Here is an 18,261-nt window from a genome sequence, read left to right on the forward strand (position 1 = left end):
CATGACCACGAAAAAAATTACGCCGGGTTCCATCTTCCTGTACGGCACCCTGGCCGTCCTTGCGCTGCTTTTTCTCATGCCCGCCTATATGGCGGCTGTCACGGCCTTGAAAATGCCGGGGGATATCAGTCTGCCGTCGGCCTGGGAACTCCCTGCCACCTTTAACTGGGGCAGCTTCTCCGAGGCTGTCGAATTGCTTAAACCCAGCTTTATCAATTCGGTCATTTTGACAGTATGCGCCACGCTGGGGTCCACGGTGCTTGGTTCCCTGAATGGGTATGTCTTTTCCAAATGGAAGTTCAAAGGGTCGGAAATTGTGTTCACCCTGTTTCTGTTTGGCATGTTCATTCCGTATCAGGTTATTCTGATTCCGCTTTTTCAAACGCTGCGCGCCATGAATCTTTATGGCGGCCTTCCGGGGCTTATTTTGGCGCACATCGTATATGGGTTGCCCATCACTTCGTTGATTTTTCGAAATTTCTATTCCCAGATTCCCACCGCACTTGTCGAGTCCGCCCGATTGGACGGTGCCGGATTCTTTTCGATTTATTTTCGGATTGTTTTCCCGCTGTCCATTCCTGGATTCGTGGTCACGTCCCTGTGGCAGTTCACCCAGATCTGGAATGAATTCCTGTGGGGTATCTGTTTGACGCGCCATGCGGATAATCCCATCACCGTGGGACTGGCCCAATTGGCCGGAGGGCAGGCCGTGAGTTGGAATCTCCCTATGGCCGGGTCTATCATGGCGGCAGTGCCTGTCCTCTGTATCTACATCTTCTTGGGTCGATACTTCATTCGAGGGTTGTTGGCCGGTTCGGTCAAGGAATAGAATACGTTGTGCCCCGGTTCAGGCCGGGGCGGACGATGGTTGAACTTGGGCTGACGATGGTCTTGAGACAGAAGGGCGTTGCGATCAATGCTGTGGCGACCGATCAGGCGTCTTCCTGCCATTTCTTGCAATACGAGAGAAACTGCTTGGCTTCCGTGAACTCGGGGTTGAAGGAGAGGGCTGTTTCCAGGCTGGAAATGCATTGGCGGATGTGTTTTTTCTCGAAAAAAACCCGGGCCAGATTGAAATAGAGGTGCTCGTCGCTTTCGACGATTTCAAGTGCCTTGTTATAGTAGCGGATCGACTCGTCGTAATGGCCGTTTTTGCGAAGGGAAATACCGAACTGATTGAATTTGAATCGGTGTTTTTCCGAAAACGCCTCTTCCAGACTGAGCAGGGTATCCAGCACCTTCTTGAGCTTGTCGAAATCCTTTTGTTCGGAATAGACCGCGCCGAGACCGTAGTTGGCGTCAACGCTTTTGTCGTCGATCATCAGGGCCTTGATGAATTGCCGTTCCGCTTCATCCAGATCGCCATTGAAAAATGCCTGTTCACCCATTCTGATTTTTTTGAGCAGCGTTTCAAGGGCCGGGACGGTATGCAATCGATAGTAGTCCATTTCCGGCCTGTATTGACTCAGAAAATCGACTTCCTGCATCTGGCTGCGGACCCCGGACGGAACATGTTGTGCATTGAGCGGTTGCACTTCAAATTCATGCTTTGAAAGTTGCCGGGCGTACCAATAGGTGACGTTGTCATGGGAGGAAGACGTTCTTCCCGCTCCCAATTCAGCGTCAATTTTAAGCGAGTAAACGCCAAGTACTTCGGGATATTCGCTCAAAGGACTGAACTCCTGGTCTTGCACGGTGTGGTGCCTGTTATACGTCGCTCGTAAAAACGTATCCTACGTCAGGATGGAAAGCAATTGGTCTTCCTGTTTCAGTGGGTGCTTTTGCCATACCGCCGCAGGACGAATCGTGCGTTCATGGAAAGATCAGAGCCTCGCGTTCTGGAAGACGTTGTGGCTCTGATCTGTGTGTTCGCCTTGCTCGTGAAGCTTTCTTAACACTCTCTCAGAATGGGGTCATTTTCTGCACGCCCTTGGGAGGGCTGTTGGGAGGAGTGGGGGTGTTAATCGCAAGGCTTCCATGGTTCGTTGATTTTTCGGTCATATCCATACAGTGGAATGGTGTCCGGGAGTATGGCACTGACCAGGGGGGTGAAGGGCTTGTACGTATAGTGGACGGCGACTTCGGTCAGATGGCAAGGCGCGCCGGGATCGTTCTCGATGCCGTCACCGGATGCGTCCATGTCCGGCCAGGACCGGATCGAAATGACGAAGGCTTTTTCGTCCAGTGTTGCCAGGGCCTTTTCCGTGGCGGTGATGATTTGTGTCAGTCGGGTTCCGTCTTCGTCACCACGACCTGTGGCAGCGAATCGAGCACCGATTTGTGTCGCTTTTTGGACGGTCAGCCACGAGTACGCGGCGTTTCCGCCTTCGATGACGCCCATTATCATGGTAAAGAGAATGGGGAGAATCAGGGCTGTTTCAACCGCGGCCATACCGGCCTTTCGGGTTCTCTGTGTGTGGGTACGCATGGACAATCTCCCTAGAGCAGCCGCCAGCCGAGCTGTTTGCCGATTTGTTTGAATATGTCAGGAATGTCGTAGACCGATGGGGCGTCGAAATAATGATCGTTGGTCCCGGGTTTGCTGGAGGCGATTTCCTGCATGAGCGCGATATCAACGCGGTCCGAGCTGCCGAACCGGATGGAGAATATTTCGATACCCGCCTCTTTGGCCTGGTGCGCTTCTGTCAGCATGTCGGTGTTCAGCACCCCACCGTTTTCGCAGTGGGCATCATCGCGACCACTGCCGAAGTAAGCGTTTGTCCAATAGTTGTTCGGCCTGTATGAGACACTGTGGCTGCCACCACATTCGCCGTCTTCGGTGTCTCCATCTGTGAGAACGATCATGATTTTGCGGAAATCTTCCTTGTCTCCGGCCTGTGTGTAGGGTGGTTCCGGTGTCAGAACACGCCGTCCCCATTTAATCCCTTCGGAAATGACAGTCCCGGACCAATCCCCGGTGCCGGTCTGGGTGTTGATGGAGTTGATGACTCTGCTCTTGTCTTTGCTCAAGGGGAGTACCTTGGGAATATCCGAGCAGGTATCCAGAGAAATTCGTCGTCGGTAATAGGAGGACAGCCGCCAGTAGTTGTCCATGAAATCTTCGTGGATACCCGTGTTGACGGTGTCGTCGGCGTTGTAACATCCCGCGTCCATATCAGCTCCATCCCCGATGCGGACCTTGCCTTTGAAGGGGACCAGTCCGACTTTGGTGTCGGACGATGCGCCATCCGGTATGAGCAGGTCGGTCAATTCGATGGATGCCTGCTTGACCATATTAATGGGCGTGCCTTTCATGGACCCGGAGTTGTCGATGACAAAGACCACTTCCAGTTTGTTGAACCCCGCGCTTGCATGGGCCTCCACCTCGGAATCCGCCATGCCCAGAATGGACATGAGCAACATGGAGACTTCCGCTTTTGCAGAGACCTGGACGCTTCTGATTTCGGTTCCAGCGACTACTGATTGAATTTCGGCCGCGTCCATATTCTTGGCGACCATATTTTCCACGGCTTGACGCACTATACCCTTGGTCAGATCCGGGTCATAGGGCAGTTCGAGACTGCCTGCCAAAGCCCCGGCGTCCACCGCGGCCTGGAGCCTGGTGTGGGTCAGATACATGTTCCCCATGTCAATGGCGATTCCCGTGATTCCCAGAATGACGGGAAGGACGAGAGCCAGGATAGTACAGGTTGACCCTCGACGGTTCGATTTATGGCATTGGCATTGTGGTTTGAGCGATGAGCTGGACTGTTTTTGACTCGTCATCAAGGATGGATGGACCGGCGTTATTGAAGCCGAAGAATTGGTAGTCATAGGAAACCTCTACTGTGACGGTTTTGGCGACAGGGTCCATGACCACATTGGTGGACAGGTCCCGTGTATCGAGATCGGCAACCAGGGCGTTGACGAGTGCTTCTACGTTGGCTTCATTCCCTTCCAAAAGCACATGCCGTGCGCCTTCCCGACTGGCTTCGACCAATGAGGAATAGGTGTGCATGGCGTTGGCTCCTTCCACGAGAAGCATGAGTAAAAGGGCTATTACGGGAAGCACCAAGGCGAATTCAATGGCGGCCATGCCTTGACGTTGTTTTTTCTTTCCCATTCCCGTTCTCCTTGATTGTCCATTTAAAATCGTTTTTCACACATGGCATGTGGAATAAAGCAATGGCTGTGCCAAAAGAGTGAAATATTTCTTTGTGTTGTCTTTTTATCATTGATATATTTGATGATATTGACAATAGAGATGGCTGGTTTCGTGTGTCGGGAATGGTGAGGATATGTATATGTATCTATTTTTTGTGGATAAATATCCATGTTTGATCTATTGTCTGTTTGCGGGAAAGAGTCTGTATGGGGGATGTTTTGGCGGAACGAATATTGATTGTTGATGATGACAGGGCTTTTCAAGGTATGTTGGTCGAAGCCTTGAAGGACAAGGGCTATGCTGTGGAGATCGCCTCCACTGCCGAGGCCGGAATCAGGAAGGCCAAGGCCGGTTCCTTTGATCTTATCTTGCACGACATCCGATTGCCCGGCATGTCCGGGTTGGAGGCGTTGCCTCACTTGCGCGACGCGGCTCCTGGCGTGGATGTGATTGTCATGACCGGGTATGCGTCCAAGGATTCCGGCGTGCAGGCCATGCAATGTGGCGCGTATGATTATTTTACCAAGCCGTTTTCGTTGGGCGAGATGGAGGTCGTTGTTCGCCGCGCACTGGAAAAGCGGCGGATGCAAAAGGAATTATCCGAGCTGAAACGCAAGGACGGAGCCAGTCCATTACACTCCATTATAGGTCAGTCCGCGCCCATGATGGCGATCAAGGAACGCATTGCTCGGGTGGCCGAGCTGAATGCCGATGTCCTGGTGATGGGAGAAACCGGGACTGGCAAGGAGCTGGTTTCGGATGTGATTCATGACATGAGCACGCGGTCCAAAGAAGCGTTTGTCAAAATCAACTGTGCCGCTATCCCGGAAAATCTTATCGAATCCGAATTGTTCGGCCATGAAAGAGGCGCCTTTACCGGGGCGACGGCCATGAAACAGGGGAAGTTTGAACAGGCCAAAGGCGGGTCGCTCATGCTGGATGAAATCGGCGATATGCCCTTTCATCTGCAAGCGAAATTGTTGCGCGCCGTGGAGTTGAAACAGGCGGAACGGGTCGGTGGTGCCAAACCCATTCGGTACAATGTGCGGATCATTGCGGCCACCAATCAGGAACTTGAGCAACGAGTCAAGGATGGGAAGTTCAGGAGCGATCTGTACTATCGGTTGAATGTCGCGACACTGGTGCTTCCCCCGCTCAGGGATCGCAAATCAGACCTTCCTCAACTGGCTGATTTTTTTCTTGATCGAGCCAATAGACGCCTTGGGACGGATATCAGTTCCATCTCCACCTCCGCCATGGAAATATTCTTCAATTATGATTGGCCCGGCAATGTTCGGCAGTTTGCCAATGCGGTTGAACGGGCTGCCATTTTTTGCAAATCGACCACCATTACCCCGGCAGAGGTGGATCAGGCCTTTACCAACACGCCTCCGGTGGCGGATACCGGGATACCCGCGCCTCTCTGCGACGGACTACCGCTGAAACAGGCCTTGAACGAGTATGAAAAGTTTCTTATCGAGAATGCCCTGCGCTCCTGCGGGGGGACCCAGACCGAAGCCGCCACACAGCTCGGCGTGTCAGCCAAGAATTTGTGGAACAAGCTGCGCAAGCACGGGATTCATCCGGCTCTTTTCAAAAAATAGGAAAATCAATCAGTTGCTTTTTCGGTGACAGATTTTTTGTCTCTTTTTCCTGTCCATGATTCCGTCCGTTTCGTGGGGCTTACTTGTGCCCGCTGTCTCTGAACGACATCGTTTGTAACATTCAGTGAATCGATTATTTATGGATTGACTCAACCTATTAAAATACATTTCTTTTTATCAATTTGTATCGAAAATCCCAAAAACAATGATCCATAAATTGTGGATTGTCTGTACCGTGAACAGTACACGCAAAGTTACTTTCTTTCATTTTTTTAGATTTATATCCAAATATATTAAGTATTTGAGTGCTTATTCATTTTTTTGGGCCGCGTGTGGCACACGCGTTGCTTTATGGTGGTCAGTCTGGTGTTTTTTTGCATGAATGACAGTGGTTTTTTGGAATGAATCAACCGTAAGGAGAAAATGATGAGAAAAATGCTGAATCTGCTTCTTGATGAAGAAGGCGCAACTGCAATTGAGTACGGTCTGATCGCCGCTTTGATCGCCGCCGGTATCGTTGGTGCGACCTCTGCCTTGGGTGACCAGGTTGTCGCAACCTTTTCTTTCATTGAAGGTAAAATGGCTGAAGCCACCACTCCCTAAATCACGGCACGCTCACCGTTTAACGGAAGCAGCCAGAGCAGCCGAACCAGGGCTTCGGGAATGGCCCGTTGCCCTGGTTTTGTCTTTGAGGGGAAACGAAGACGGCCAGATCGGCTTTGAACAATCTCGGGGGGGACCATGAATTTGTGTATCAGTATCGTGCTGACGGTGGCATTGCTTGTCTCGTCCATGACAGACATTCGTTATCAGCGAATTTACAACTGGCTGACCTTTCCGTTGTTGCTGGGAGGATTTGCCACACATACCGTGTTTGGCGGGCTGGAAGGATTGAAATTTGCCAGCCTGGGGTTTGCCTTCGGGTTTGGAGCCATGGTTCTGCCATATTTTTTGGGGGTCATGGGGGCGGGAGATGTCAAGCTGATGGCGGGAATCGGGGCGTGTCTCGGTTTTCCTCTGACCCTGGTCGCCTTCCTGTTTACCTGCATCGCAGGTGGGGTCTATGCCGTCTGTGTATTGGCCTTTGACCGAGCTGTTTTCAAAGCCGTGTTGACGAATATTACCACAACTTTTTCCGTGTTCGTGGCCACCCGTCGTTTCAACTTTGCGCCCACCGAGACGCACAAGACTTTGCCCCGGTTGTGCTACGGGGTGGCTATTGCCATTGGAACCGCTTCCGCCATGGTGTTGCAGGTCTGGCAGACCGGCACCGTGCTCGGGGCGTACTAGGGGAAGGGCGGTATGACGAAATCCAAGCGAGCCTTGATTCAGATAACGGTGTCTCTGGTGTTGGCCATCGTTGCCGGTGTGCTCATTTTTCAATGGTCCAGTACGATCACGCAGGGGGGATCAGCTGAACAGACTGCCGACACGGTCCCTGTCGTGGTTGCCACGGTGAAGATCAAGCGGGGACTTAAACTGACAGAAGAGATGTTGAGTGTCCGCAAATATACACATGACTCTCGTCCATCCGGTGCGTTTTCCGATCCCGAAGAGCTGTTGGGCCGTGTGCTCAACCAGACCGTCGGGGCCAATGAAGCGGTGACCGCCATGCGGTTGGCGGACGAATCCGTCATTGGCGGCGGTGTCAGTGCGCTTATCGAACCCGGAAAACGGGCCATGGCGGTCAAGGGGAATGCGGTTATGGGACTGTCCGGTTTTGTGCGCCCTGGCGACCGAGTGGATGTCATTGTCACGCTGGTTATTGGCCGGGAAGAAATTCCCGTTACCAAATTGGTGCTTGAGCGGGTCAAGGTCCTGGCCACTGGCACACAGTTGACGCCGCCGGATGAGGATGGTTCGACTGCCAGTGTGGATGTCTACACCCTGGAACTCAGCCCACCGCAAAGTGAACGGCTGGCTTTGGCGGCCACGCAGGGAACGCTGCATTTTGCATTGCGTAATGAACAGGATGAAGCAACGGTGCGGACAAATGGATCCGATATCCCGAAGACGCTTGCTGCCCTGCGTCCGAAAGCTCCTGTGCGACATGTCAAACGGAAGCGGTCTCAGCGGGTTGAAGTGATCACCGGCGGCGAACGCTCGTCGGTCAGGTTTTAGGGGGCGTGTCATGAAAAGTGAAAAAGGTCTCCGTTTCCTGTTGATCAGCCTTGTGTGGTGTGTGCTGTGGGCTTCGCTGGTTCATGCCAAACCATCCGAGGCTCTGAAGCTGACCTTGGGTAAATCTCTGGTTATTGATACGGATTTCAAGGTGAGTCGGGTTTCGCTGGCTTCCGATACCGTGGTGTCGATCGTAGTCCTTTCGCCCCGACAAATCTATTTGAGCGGCAAGGAACTGGGGTCCACCACCTTGACCCTGTGGTCCAACGGTGCTGTGGCCGATGTCTTTGACGTGATCGTGACCCCGAACATGACGCACCTGAAGCGGATGATCCACGAGGTCATGCCCTCTGAAAAAAATATCAAGGTGCTGACGTCCGGCGATTCCGTGACCCTGGCTGGTCGTGTTTCCAATACTGCCAATCTGTCATCCGCGTTGGCCTTGGCCGAGGCCGCCGCTCCGGGCAAGGTGGTCAATCTCTTGTCCGTGGATGGTATTCAGCAGGTCATGCTGGAAGTGCGTGTGGCGGAAATGTCCCGGTCCGTGACCAAGCGGCTCGGTATCAACTTCGCAGCGATCGGATCGAATTTTTCCATCTATTCCATCATCAACAATCTGACCCGGTACAATGCGGATGACGATGTGTTCGAGTTGACCGACAATATTACCTTCAACGGGGCGTATCGGAGCGGCAATACCAATATATTCGGCATGATCGATGCGTTGAAGGCCAACGGGTTGGTCCGAATGCTGGCCGAGCCGAATCTCACCTGCGTGTCCGGCGAATCCGCTGAATTTCTGGTGGGTGGTGAAGTTCCCATTCCCATGCCCGGGACGTTGGGAAATGTGTATATCGAGTACAAACCCTTTGGCATTGGACTGAAATTCGTGGCCACGGTCATGAGTTCCGGTACGATCAATCTTCAGGTCAACCCGGAAGTATCCGAGTTGGATTATTCCAAATCCATCGCGGTTTCCGGGTATGAAATCCCGACCATATCGACGCGTCGAGCAAATACCGTGGTTGAGCTGGGTGACGGACAATCTTTTGTGATCGCGGGACTCATTAGTGATTCTCTCAAGGAAAATTCGAGTAAACTGCCGGGATTGGGTGAAGTGCCGATTCTTGGCAATCTGTTCAGTTCCCGAGATTTTTCCAGCAACAAGACCGAGTTGGTCGTGCTGGTTACCGCCCATCTGGCAAAGCCCGTGGACATGGCTTCTCAGACGTTGCCCACCGATGGATTCTCGGAACCGAGCGACAGTGAATTTTACATTCTGGGACTGATGGAAGGACTGAGTGGAAGCGGGAAAACAGCGGTCACCGAGGTCGGTGTCGGCGCGGCGGAACCCGGAACAGTGGTTCGTCCTGAAAGTGGATTTGACGGGGAGTTTGGTCATTCCTGGCCACAATAATATGCGCGGAGGGGACCATGCAGAATCTTTTGATCTATCTCGGCATGATTGGGATCATGCTTCAGGCTGGGTGTGGCATCATGAACAATGTGGATACATCGGCGCCGCGGTTCGGCAGTTCGGTCCGCATGGCGCTTGAAAGTCAGCGAGCCAACCCCGAAGCCGGTTCCAGCGCGCCGGTGGTGGGGCTTGACGGTCGCTACGCGGCCAAGGCCGCCGAAAAATATCAGGCCGGGCCCAAAGAGAAAAAGGACCGGGAGTCCGGTTCGATTTTCGGCGTTGTCGAGGCGTCGAAGTGATGCGGGGTTCAGGGCATTTTGACTACTGGCCGGAGTGTATTCTCCTGATGCTGATGGTGGGGGTGCTGATTCTGAATTTTACGCTGTTTGAATCATTGTGGCCGTAGGGGAAAACCGTGAAGGACCTCCTTCAATCGGTGGACGGCATAGCAGAGGAAAGGGGATGCGGGAAAAACCATGAACAGCAGAATCATACCGATTTCACTGGCGGTTACCACCAAGGAACAGCAGGCGCGTTTCGAGCGGATCATTGCGGAAAATCCCATGGTGCGTTTGGTGGAAGACGATGCCGATGAAGTCGGCATACTCATTTATGAACCGAGTGCCTCCGTGGCGGAAGACATGCCGCACGTCATTCAGGCGTTTGAAACCGGGCAGGCCGAAGACGTTTTCCTGACTGGGAAGAATACCGATCCCGACATTCTCATTCAGGCCATGCAGAGCGGGATTCGTGAATTTATCAAATTCCCGGTGGATGAGCAGAGTTTTCGGGCCGCCATTGTGCGGACGGCCATGCGGTCGAGTCTCGTGGAAGACGACAGTGAAAAAGGCCGGGTCGTGACGGTGCTCGGCTGCAAGTCCGGCATGGGGGTAACTTCTCTGGCCGTGAATGTGGCCTCGATCCTGAATGAACAGGACCCGGGGCGAACCATTCTCGTTGACCTGCGGCGTCCGGGTGGTGAGACTCCCTATTTTCTGGATTTGAAATATGACTATTCCTGGGGGGATCTGATCGAGGATATTTCGCGCCTGGATGCGACCTATCTGCAAAGTGTGGTGACCGAACACGAATCCGGTCTGCATGTCTTGCCCGGACCAGCGGGATTTGGTTCGCCTGACGCACACGCTCTGTATCTCATTTTGGAACAGTTGCGCCGTACCTATACGCATGTGGTCGTGGACACCGCATATCCGCACGATGAAATTCTGCCCAAGGAAGTGGAAGAGGCCGATGACATTCTCATCGCCTTTCAGCTTTCATTACCGTGTCTGGCCCGAACATCCCGGCTTATGGACTCCATCCGTGGGCAGGACCCGGATGCAGAGCGGCGCATGAAGCTGGTGGCCAACCGTGTGGCAAAGAATTCTTCCATTGGATTCAGCGAGGCCTCGGATGTTTTGGGCCGGAACGTTGCCTGGGTGATCCCGGACGACAGTGCGGCGGCCCTGTCTGCCATCAATCAGGGAAAGCCACTGGTGCAGGCCTATCCGAAATCCCCTGTGACAAAAAACATTCGTGCTCTGGTGGCAGATCTGGTCCCGGCGACGAAGCTTCCACACAGAAAATTGTCCACGCGCGTCGCATCCTTGTTCAGAAGAAAAAAGAAGGATGAGTCGGTTGCAGGAGCGTCTATATGAATCTTGCTGAACGATTGAAACGAAAGGCGGTCAAGCGTGGGGTGGCCAATTCAGAGAAGGCTCGGTCCCAGAGCGGTCAATCGTCTTCTGTCGTATCCCGAAATGAAGCACAGGATCAGTATTTCGACATCAAGACACGTATCCATGACCGGCTGATTGACATGATCGACCTCTCGCTTTTGGACACCTTGAGCGAAAGCGACATGCGGTCGGAGATTGCCAAGGTGGCCGAAGGGCTGTTGTGGGAGGAATTTCAGAACGCGCCCTTGAATTTGGCAGAACGCAAGCGGATGCTGTCCGAGATTCAGGACGAGGTCATCGGCCTTGGACCGCTGGAACCATTCATTCAGGACTCCACCGTGAATGATATCTTGGTCAATGGGTACAAACAGATTTATGTGGAACGGGCTGGTGTGTTGGAGCTGACACCTGCCCGATTCAAGGATGACGATCATCTGCGGCGGATCATCGATCGTATCGTCTCGAAGGTCGGTCGCCGAATCGACGAATCGCAACCGCTCTGTGATGCTCGCTTGCTGGATGGTTCGCGTGTGAATGCGGTCATTCCCCCATTGGCTATTGACGGACCGTCCCTGTCCATTCGTAAATTTTCCAAGGACCCACTCGAAGTCGCGGACCTCATCGGGTTCAATTCGTTGACTCAGCAAATGGCGGTGCTCATGGAAGGCATTGTCACCACGCAGCTCAATGTCCTGATTTCAGGCGGCACAGGGTCCGGCAAGACCACGTTGCTCAATTGCCTGTCTCGCAATGTGCCGGAAGATGAACGGGTCGTCACCATCGAAGATGCTGCTGAGCTGCAACTCAAGCAGAATCATGTGGTCCGGCTGGAAACCCGTCCGGCCAATATCGAGGGCAAGGGTGAGATCACCATGCGCGATCTGGTCAAGAACTGTCTGCGTATGCGTCCTGATCGCATTATCGTTGGAGAGGTCCGCGCCTCCGAGGCTCTGGATATGCTTCAGGCCATGAATACCGGGCATGATGGGTCGCTGACCACCATTCATGCCAATACCCCGCGCGATGCCCTGATGCGGTTGGAAACCATGATTTCCATGGCCGGACTCAATCTCTCGCCCATCTCCATGAAGCGGTATATCTCGTCGGCCATTGACGTCATCATCCAGGCCACGCGTATGGTCGATGGCACACGAAAAGTGATTTCCATTCAGGAAGTGACCGGCATGGAAGGGGAAATGATAACCATGCAGGAAATTTTCGCCTTTGAGCAGACCGGCATGAGTCAGGAAGGCAAGGTCGAAGGCTTTTTCACGGCCCGTGGTATTCGTCCGAAATTTGCGGACAAGCTGGAGCGGATGGGCTTTCCGTTTCCCAAGGACTTGTTTCATGTGGCCCATAAACCGCAGGGAAAGAGGTAGCTTATGCCATTGACAGTGATTCTCGCGGTGGTGGCAGTCCTTATCGTTTTCGGATTGGTCATGGGCATCAGTTCGCTGATGCAGTCCGGGTCGGACAAGGCTGAACAGCGGGTCAGGAATCGACTCAAGGCCATGGCCATGACCGACATCAGTGCCGAAAATATCGATCTTGTTCTGCACGAAGCCGCCATGAGCGAAGTCCCTTTATTCAATCGGTTACTGGAAAAGATGCGGTGGGCATCGGCCTTGGAAAAAACGATTTCCCAGGCGGATGCCAAAGGGACAGCGGGGGTGTATTTTCTGGTCTGCGCGCTGTTGTTCGTGATCGGGTTTTATGCCGGGAGTTTTTCTGGCCGGACACTGATCAGCCTCGGCTCCGGGCTGTTGCTCGGGTATTTTCCGATCATGCGACTGAAAGGCATGAAGCGGAAACGGATGGACAGATTTCAACAACAGTTGCCCGAGGCGCTCGATCTCATGGCCAGGGCATTGAAGGCCGGGCACACATTCGGGGGTGGAATGCGTATGGTGGCCGATGAGTTTGTAGCCCCAATCGGTCCTGAATTCGGCCAGACGCTGGATGAAATCAACTATGGCATGGATGTGGACCGGGCGTTGCTCAATCTGCAAGACCGGGTGGACTGCACTGACCTCAAGTTTTTCATCGTTTCCGTCAATATCCAGCGTGAAACCGGCGGCAATCTTGCGGAAATCATTGCCAAGATCGCGGAACTGGTCCGAGAACGTTTCGCCCTGTTTGGCAAGATCAGGGTGCTGTCGGCTGAAGGTCGCGTGTCCGCCTACATTCTGACATCTCTTCCCTTTTTGTTGAGTGGCATTCTGTACATGCTCAATGCCAAGTATGTCAGCCTACTGTGGACCCGTGAACTCGGGCAGAATATGGTCTGGACCGCCGCTGTTTCCATCGTACTGGGTGTGCTGGTCATCCGTAAGATTATCAAGATCAAGGTATAAGGGGGGGCATGACTGAAGCGCAATTGATTCCCCTGTTTGCTGCGGGGCTTGGATTTGTGGCCGTGCTTTTGGGCGGGTACGGGGTGAGCAGTTATCTGGGTGGGGCTACGGATACGGCCAAGCTCAAGGAACGTGTCGCTGGAACGTCGGTCAAGCGGTCCGAGGCATTGACCGCCCCGTTGGCCTCCGTGGTGGAAAATTCTTTGAGTCTGTTTGGCCGTATGGGATCAAAAATTGGTCCCACGGAAGCTGCGGAAATTACCAAAAATCGGATGCGATTGATACAGGCCGGGTTGCGTGGTCCGGATTCATTCAAGGTTTTTCAGGGAATCAAGGGCGTTCTGGCCTGTGTGCTTGCTGGTGGATTCCTGGCGATCCGTTTTCTTTTTGTCACGGATATGAGCATGGCGGGCACAGCCTTTGGGACCGTCTTTCTGGCCACCATCGGTGTCTACGGACCGGAATACTGGCTGACCAAGAAGATCAACGGGCGCAAGCGGGCCGTGGCCGATGAGTTGCCCGATGCCTTGGACCTTCTGGTCGTCTGTGTCGAATCCGGCATGGGGTTGGATCAGGCCATTGACCGGGTGTGTCACGAGCTGAGGCGGTCCGGGCCGGTCATCAGTGCGGAGTTCAAGTTGCTGACATTGGAATTGCGTGCGGGCAAGGCCCGGACAGAGGCCCTTCGTTCTTTGGCCGAGCGGGTGGGAATGGATGATTTGAACAGCCTGACGTCACTGCTTATTCAAGCTGATGCCTTCGGGATCAGTGTTGGCAGAACCCTGCGTGTCTATTCCGATGCCATGCGGGTGAAGCGGTCCCAGCGGGCCGAGGAAAAAGCGGCCAAGATGCCGGTCTTGTTGTTGCTTCCCCTGATCGCCTTCATTCTTCCGGCGTTGTTTGTGACGATTCTCGGCCCAGCGGTCATCATGAGCATGGATATGTTCAAGGCCATGAATAATTAGGCAGCGTGTGCCAAGGAGACCTCTGATGAAGACGCGTATTCAGTTTTTGATAGTGATGGTGGCCGGAATGGTGTTGGCCGGGTGTGCGGCATCCTCTCGCAATGACATGACCTTTGACGAACTGGCGTATGGTGATGAGCGGACGGTTTCCCTGACCAGCGAACAGCACGAGCAGGTCGGGGACGGGTTTGTGCGTCGGGTCAAGCCGGAAATGGCCCTGATTCATTACAACAAGGCCATTGCATTGGACGCGACAAACATGGATGTCCGTGTGAAGCGGGGAGAACTGCTGGTCGCCGAAGGTCTGGATGAACAGGCATTGGCTGAATTCAACAATGTGCTCAAACAGGACGCAGATCACGCCATTGCCAATCAGGCTGCGGGCGGCGTGTATTTTCGTGCCGGTTTGTTCGATGAGGCCCGACTGCATCTTGAAAAGGCGGTGCAGCTCAATCCGTTGTTGTGGAAATCCCATAATTATCTGGGGATTCTCGAAGACCGAGACGGTCACTATGATGCCGCAGCCAATCATTTTTCGCAGGCCCTTGCCATCCATCAGGGCACGGGTGTCGATACCATGTACAATAATCTCGGCGTGGTTCACATCGCTCGCAAGGAATATTCCAAGGCGATCGATTCCTTTCGGTTGGCCTTGAAGGCTGGCGGCATATCCGTGCGTACATATAACAACTTGGGGTTGGCCCTGACCCGTGCCGGGCGGCTCGATGAAGCCCTTGAGTCCTTTAAATATGCCGGAGGTGAGGCCAAGGCCTACAATAACCTCGGGTACGTGCTTTTGACTGACGACCAGCCCGCTCGGGCTGTCCCGTATTTCGAGAAGGCACTCACGCTTTCTCCCAGCTATTATGTCAAGGCTGCCGACAATCTGAAACGTGCCCGACTTGCGGCCCGGTTTCAACGCGGCGATGCCCAGACACCATTGAACGGTTCCACCCCGAACCCGCTGCTTCGTCCGTCTTTCCCCGACGCGAAGCAGAACCCCGGCGAACCTGCGGCAACTCCCGCGTCCGCAGGTTCGCCATCTTCTGACGATGGTCTTCTCAAGGGGCCGTTTGAAGCGGATGTCAGGGATGAGGGCAAAGAGGGTGTCTCATATGGTTTGCATGTCAGTTCCTGGTCCAGCTCAGAAAAGGCGGCTGCCCAGTGCGTCATTTTGCGAGAAAAAGGGTTTGAGACGTGGATCAATTCCATTGATCTTGGTCCCAAGGGCACATGGTATCGCGTGTTGGTGGGACGTTTCGACTCGATAGCCGAGGCCCGCAGGGAGCGGGATGACGTACTTGTGCTTTTGAACGTGGATCGTGCTCCGGTGTTGGAGCGTGATTTGGCTGCTGTTGCGGATGCAGGGTTGTAAATGACACGGCATGGGTTGCAAAAGCGGATTGTGTTGTGACAACCGGAAAAGGAGTCGGGAAATGCGGTCTCATTGGCAGACAGGAGAAGTCTGTTCGGTCTGAGGAGCGACCAACGGCTGACGCCCTTTGCTTTTCAAGTGGATTTCACTATATTCCATTTGGAAACTGGCTAAAAGCCAGGGCCTTGAGCCAGTTGGGGAGACCGTATTTGGAAACAGAAACCATCACTCGTTTTCGGGTTCTTGCCGTGGACCATGATCCGTCCATGCTCACGCTGTATCGCGATATCCTGTGCTATGAGAGTGCCGAGCCATCGGCCTTGGAAGCACTGTTTGGCGACGACGTGCAACTGCCGTCTCCCGAAGAGATCAACGAAGAGTCGGGTAAACCCGTCTTTGAAGTGGTACAGACCTCGTCGGCCACCGAAGGGTTGTACGCCATGGCGGATGCCCTGAAGCAGGGCGAGCCTTTTGCCATCGCCTTGATCGACATCCAGTTGTCCAAGGATGAGGATTCATTGCTTGGGCTGGATGTTGCGGCGAAAATTCGTGCCGTCGATCCCAATCTGGAAATTGTCTTGTTGTCGGCCATGCATGAAATCCCTTTGAAGGAAATCAATCGACGTGTGCCCCCGCCCGAAAAACTCCTTTTTGTCCAGAAGCCGTTTCGTGCCCCGGAGTTGAAGCAGCTTTCCATGTCGCTGAGTTCCAAGTGGGACGTGGAGAATCGGCTGCGTGATCTCAACGCGACTCTGGCGGTCAAGGTCGAGGCCCGTACCGCCGAATTGAATGCGGTCAACCATCGTCTTCGATTGGACATCTCCAAACGTGCCGCCGTGCTTCGTGAATTGCAGTCCAGTGAACGACGATATCGGCTTTTGTTCGAGAAGGATATTACTGGCAACTTTGCGGCGGACAGTGGCGGGGTGATTCTCGACTGCAATGCCGCCTTTGCCAACCTGTTCGGCTTTGCGTCTCCCGAGGAGGCCTCCGGTTCCAACGTGTTCACGTTGTGGGAGGGGATGGAGGCATCCGAATCCCTTCACGAGCTGCTTGTCGGCGTTGGCCGACTGGCCAATCATGAGGTTGTTTTTCATAGGGATTCCCTTCGGCGGCATTTATTGGTCAGTTGTGACACCGTGCCCAATTCTCATGGCGATGTGCAGGAATATCGGGGCTATCTTTTTGATATTTCAGAGCCAAAGCGGTTGGAGGATCAACTCCGCCAGTCGCAGAAAATGGAGGCCCTGGGCACATTGGCCGGTGGAATCGCCCATGATTTCAACAATATTCTTGGCGTGATTCTGGGCTATTCAGAAATTATCGAATCAAGAGCCGAAGCCGGGTCCGGGCTTGAGCGACGCGTCAAGGAGATTGCCCGGGCGGGCAAGCGGGCACGGGATTTGGTGACGCAGATTCTGAATTTTTCGCGGCAGGGCCCGCAGGAGCGGCACGCCATGACGCTCACTCCCTTGATAAAGGAAGCACTCAAATTGCTCCGATCTTCGGTGCCGTCAAATGTGGAGATCATTACCCGCATCAAGACCGATCAGGATCATGTGATGGCCGATCCAACGCAGATTCATCAAATCATGTTGAATTTGTGTGGGAACGCATCCTTTGCCATGCAGGGCAGAGGCGGGACGTTGACGGTTACGTTGGCCGATGTTTTTGATTCGGATGCTGTGGTCCCGCCGGTTGGTTTGGGCAAACCGGAACGTTTTGTGCGGTTGACTGTCGCCGATACGGGACCGGGCATTGATCCGCAGTTGATTGACCGTATTTTCGATCCGTTTTTTACGACAAAACAACATGGGGAAGGCACGGGAATGGGGCTGGCCATGGTGCATGGTATCGTCAAGCAGCATGACGGGTATCTTGAGCTCGAAAACAATCCGGGCCATGGAGTGGCTTTTCACATATTTTTGCCCAAGAGTTCGGACATTGGACACGCGACTGTCGAGGCTCCGGTCGATCTGGTCTTTCGCGAAGGGCGCATTTTATTTGTTGATGATGAAAAACCGCTCATTGATATTGGTCGGGAAATGCTTGAATCCTGCGGGTTTGAGGTGGTGACCCGAACATCCAGCATTGAGGCGTTGGAGGCTTTCAGGCATCGATCGAATGATTTTGATTTGGTTATTACCGATCAAGCCATGCCCAACATGACCGGCATGGAGTTTGCCAGAGAGGTGCTCAAATTGCGGCCAAATACGCCGATTATTTTGTGCACCGGATTTTCGGATGCTGTTTCATATGATCGTTTGCGTGACATCGGTGTTGGTGATTTCATCATGAAGCCGATTTTGAAGCATGATCTTATTGCGGCGATGAGTCGGCTTTTGGCGAAAGAGTAATTGAAGGATGCCGCTTGCAGCGGTGATGCTTTTCTTGGAGAGAAGAGAAGAGAAGAGAAGAAAAAGATGCGCCTTTGGCGCGGAGCCAGGGTGGGTGCTGCGCACCCGAACCACTTCCATGCCCTCCCGGCGGGGGCCGTTTTTTTGTTGGCGCAGATTGTAATCTCAAACTTAACACTTTCGGGGGGGGGAGTTCCCAAAATGAATGTCCCATGAAAATGTTGTCCTATCACTAAAACTCCACAACGGAGGGACAACACCACATGGGACACAAACAGCTTAAC

Annotated in this window: 17 protein-coding genes; 13 read left to right on the forward strand and 4 right to left on the reverse strand. The window is 53.6% G+C overall.

Annotated features, from left to right (window positions below; all coding sequences use genetic code 11):
• The first annotated feature begins 1 nt into the window (after window position 1).
• Entirely contained in the window at window positions 2-829 is an 828-nt protein-coding gene (locus GO013_RS14870) for a carbohydrate ABC transporter permease (protein WP_163812485.1), read from the forward strand.
• Between the two features lie 103 nt (window positions 830-932).
• On the opposite strand, the gene GO013_RS14875 is transcribed toward GO013_RS14870, so the two are convergent.
• The 4 genes from GO013_RS14875 to GO013_RS14890 all read right to left on the reverse strand — a co-directional run bounded on the left by GO013_RS14875 (window position 933) and on the right by GO013_RS14890 (window position 4,063).
• Window positions 933-1,670 (reverse strand): tetratricopeptide repeat protein, encoded by a 738-nt coding sequence (locus GO013_RS14875; protein ID WP_163812487.1) that lies wholly within the window; start codon window positions 1,668-1,670, stop codon window positions 933-935.
• Between the two features lie 290 nt (window positions 1,671-1,960).
• On the reverse strand, window positions 1,961-2,428 hold the full coding sequence (locus tag GO013_RS14880; RefSeq protein ID WP_163812489.1) for a TadE family protein: 468 nt from the start codon (window positions 2,426-2,428) through the stop codon (window positions 1,961-1,963).
• 11 nt (window positions 2,429-2,439) lie between these two features.
• Window positions 2,440-3,774 (reverse strand): VWA domain-containing protein, encoded by a 1,335-nt coding sequence (locus tag GO013_RS14885; RefSeq protein ID WP_239057895.1) that lies wholly within the window; start codon window positions 3,772-3,774, stop codon window positions 2,440-2,442.
• Window positions 3,671-4,063 (reverse strand): TadE/TadG family type IV pilus assembly protein, encoded by a 393-nt coding sequence (locus tag GO013_RS14890; RefSeq protein WP_163812491.1) that lies wholly within the window; start codon window positions 4,061-4,063, stop codon window positions 3,671-3,673. Before GO013_RS14890 ends, GO013_RS14885 begins: the two co-directional genes overlap by 104 nt.
• 260 nt (window positions 4,064-4,323) lie before the next feature.
• On the opposite strand from GO013_RS14890, the gene GO013_RS14895 reads away from it, so the two are divergent.
• From GO013_RS14895 to GO013_RS14950, 12 genes are all read left to right on the forward strand, one after another.
• Window positions 4,324-5,709, forward strand: a complete 1,386-nt coding sequence (locus GO013_RS14895; RefSeq protein WP_163812514.1) for a sigma-54 dependent transcriptional regulator — start codon at window positions 4,324-4,326, stop codon at window positions 5,707-5,709.
• Between the two features lie 423 nt (window positions 5,710-6,132).
• Complete coding sequence (locus GO013_RS14900; protein ID WP_163812493.1) at window positions 6,133-6,312, forward strand: Flp family type IVb pilin; 180 nt, start codon at window positions 6,133-6,135, stop codon at window positions 6,310-6,312.
• Between the two features lie 138 nt (window positions 6,313-6,450).
• Window positions 6,451-6,999 (forward strand): A24 family peptidase, encoded by a 549-nt coding sequence (locus tag GO013_RS14905; protein WP_163812495.1) that lies wholly within the window; start codon window positions 6,451-6,453, stop codon window positions 6,997-6,999.
• 12 nt (window positions 7,000-7,011) lie between these two features.
• Window positions 7,012-7,830 carry a Flp pilus assembly protein CpaB gene (gene cpaB / locus GO013_RS14910; protein WP_163812497.1) on the forward strand — a complete coding sequence of 273 codons (819 nt, stop codon included), beginning with the start codon at window positions 7,012-7,014 and terminating at the stop codon, window positions 7,828-7,830.
• Window positions 7,831-7,840: 10 nt separating this feature from the next.
• Window positions 7,841-9,247 carry a type II and III secretion system protein family protein gene (locus tag GO013_RS14915; protein ID WP_163812499.1) on the forward strand — a complete coding sequence of 469 codons (1,407 nt, stop codon included), beginning with the start codon at window positions 7,841-7,843 and terminating at the stop codon, window positions 9,245-9,247.
• A 17-nt stretch (window positions 9,248-9,264) separates the two neighbouring features.
• Window positions 9,265-9,546, forward strand: a complete 282-nt coding sequence (locus GO013_RS14920) for a hypothetical protein (protein WP_163812501.1) — start codon at window positions 9,265-9,267, stop codon at window positions 9,544-9,546.
• A gap of 177 nt (window positions 9,547-9,723) precedes the next feature.
• Window positions 9,724-10,905 (forward strand): histidine kinase, encoded by a 1,182-nt coding sequence (locus tag GO013_RS14925; protein WP_163812503.1) that lies wholly within the window; start codon window positions 9,724-9,726, stop codon window positions 10,903-10,905.
• Window positions 10,902-12,305 (forward strand): CpaF family protein, encoded by a 1,404-nt coding sequence (locus GO013_RS14930; RefSeq protein ID WP_163812505.1) that lies wholly within the window; start codon window positions 10,902-10,904, stop codon window positions 12,303-12,305. The genes GO013_RS14925 and GO013_RS14930 overlap by 4 nt, the downstream gene beginning before the upstream one ends.
• A 3-nt stretch (window positions 12,306-12,308) precedes the next feature.
• Window positions 12,309-13,280 carry a type II secretion system F family protein gene (locus tag GO013_RS14935; protein WP_163812507.1) on the forward strand — a complete coding sequence of 324 codons (972 nt, stop codon included), beginning with the start codon at window positions 12,309-12,311 and terminating at the stop codon, window positions 13,278-13,280.
• Window positions 13,281-13,288: 8 nt separating this feature from the next.
• Window positions 13,289-14,245, forward strand: a complete 957-nt coding sequence (locus tag GO013_RS14940; protein WP_163812510.1) for a type II secretion system F family protein — start codon at window positions 13,289-13,291, stop codon at window positions 14,243-14,245.
• 25 nt (window positions 14,246-14,270) lie between these two features.
• A complete protein-coding gene (locus GO013_RS14945; protein WP_163812511.1) occupies window positions 14,271-15,620 on the forward strand; it encodes a tetratricopeptide repeat protein in 1,350 nt (449 codons plus the stop codon).
• A 209-nt stretch (window positions 15,621-15,829) separates the two neighbouring features.
• Window positions 15,830-17,977, forward strand: a complete 2,148-nt coding sequence (locus tag GO013_RS14950) for a response regulator (RefSeq protein ID WP_343219581.1) — start codon at window positions 15,830-15,832, stop codon at window positions 17,975-17,977.
• Window positions 17,978-18,261: the final 284 nt, after the last annotated feature.

Origin of the sequence: Pseudodesulfovibrio sp. JC047 (genome assembly GCF_010468615.1) — a bacterium.
Lineage (GTDB): Bacteria > Desulfobacterota > Desulfovibrionia > Desulfovibrionales > Desulfovibrionaceae > Pseudodesulfovibrio.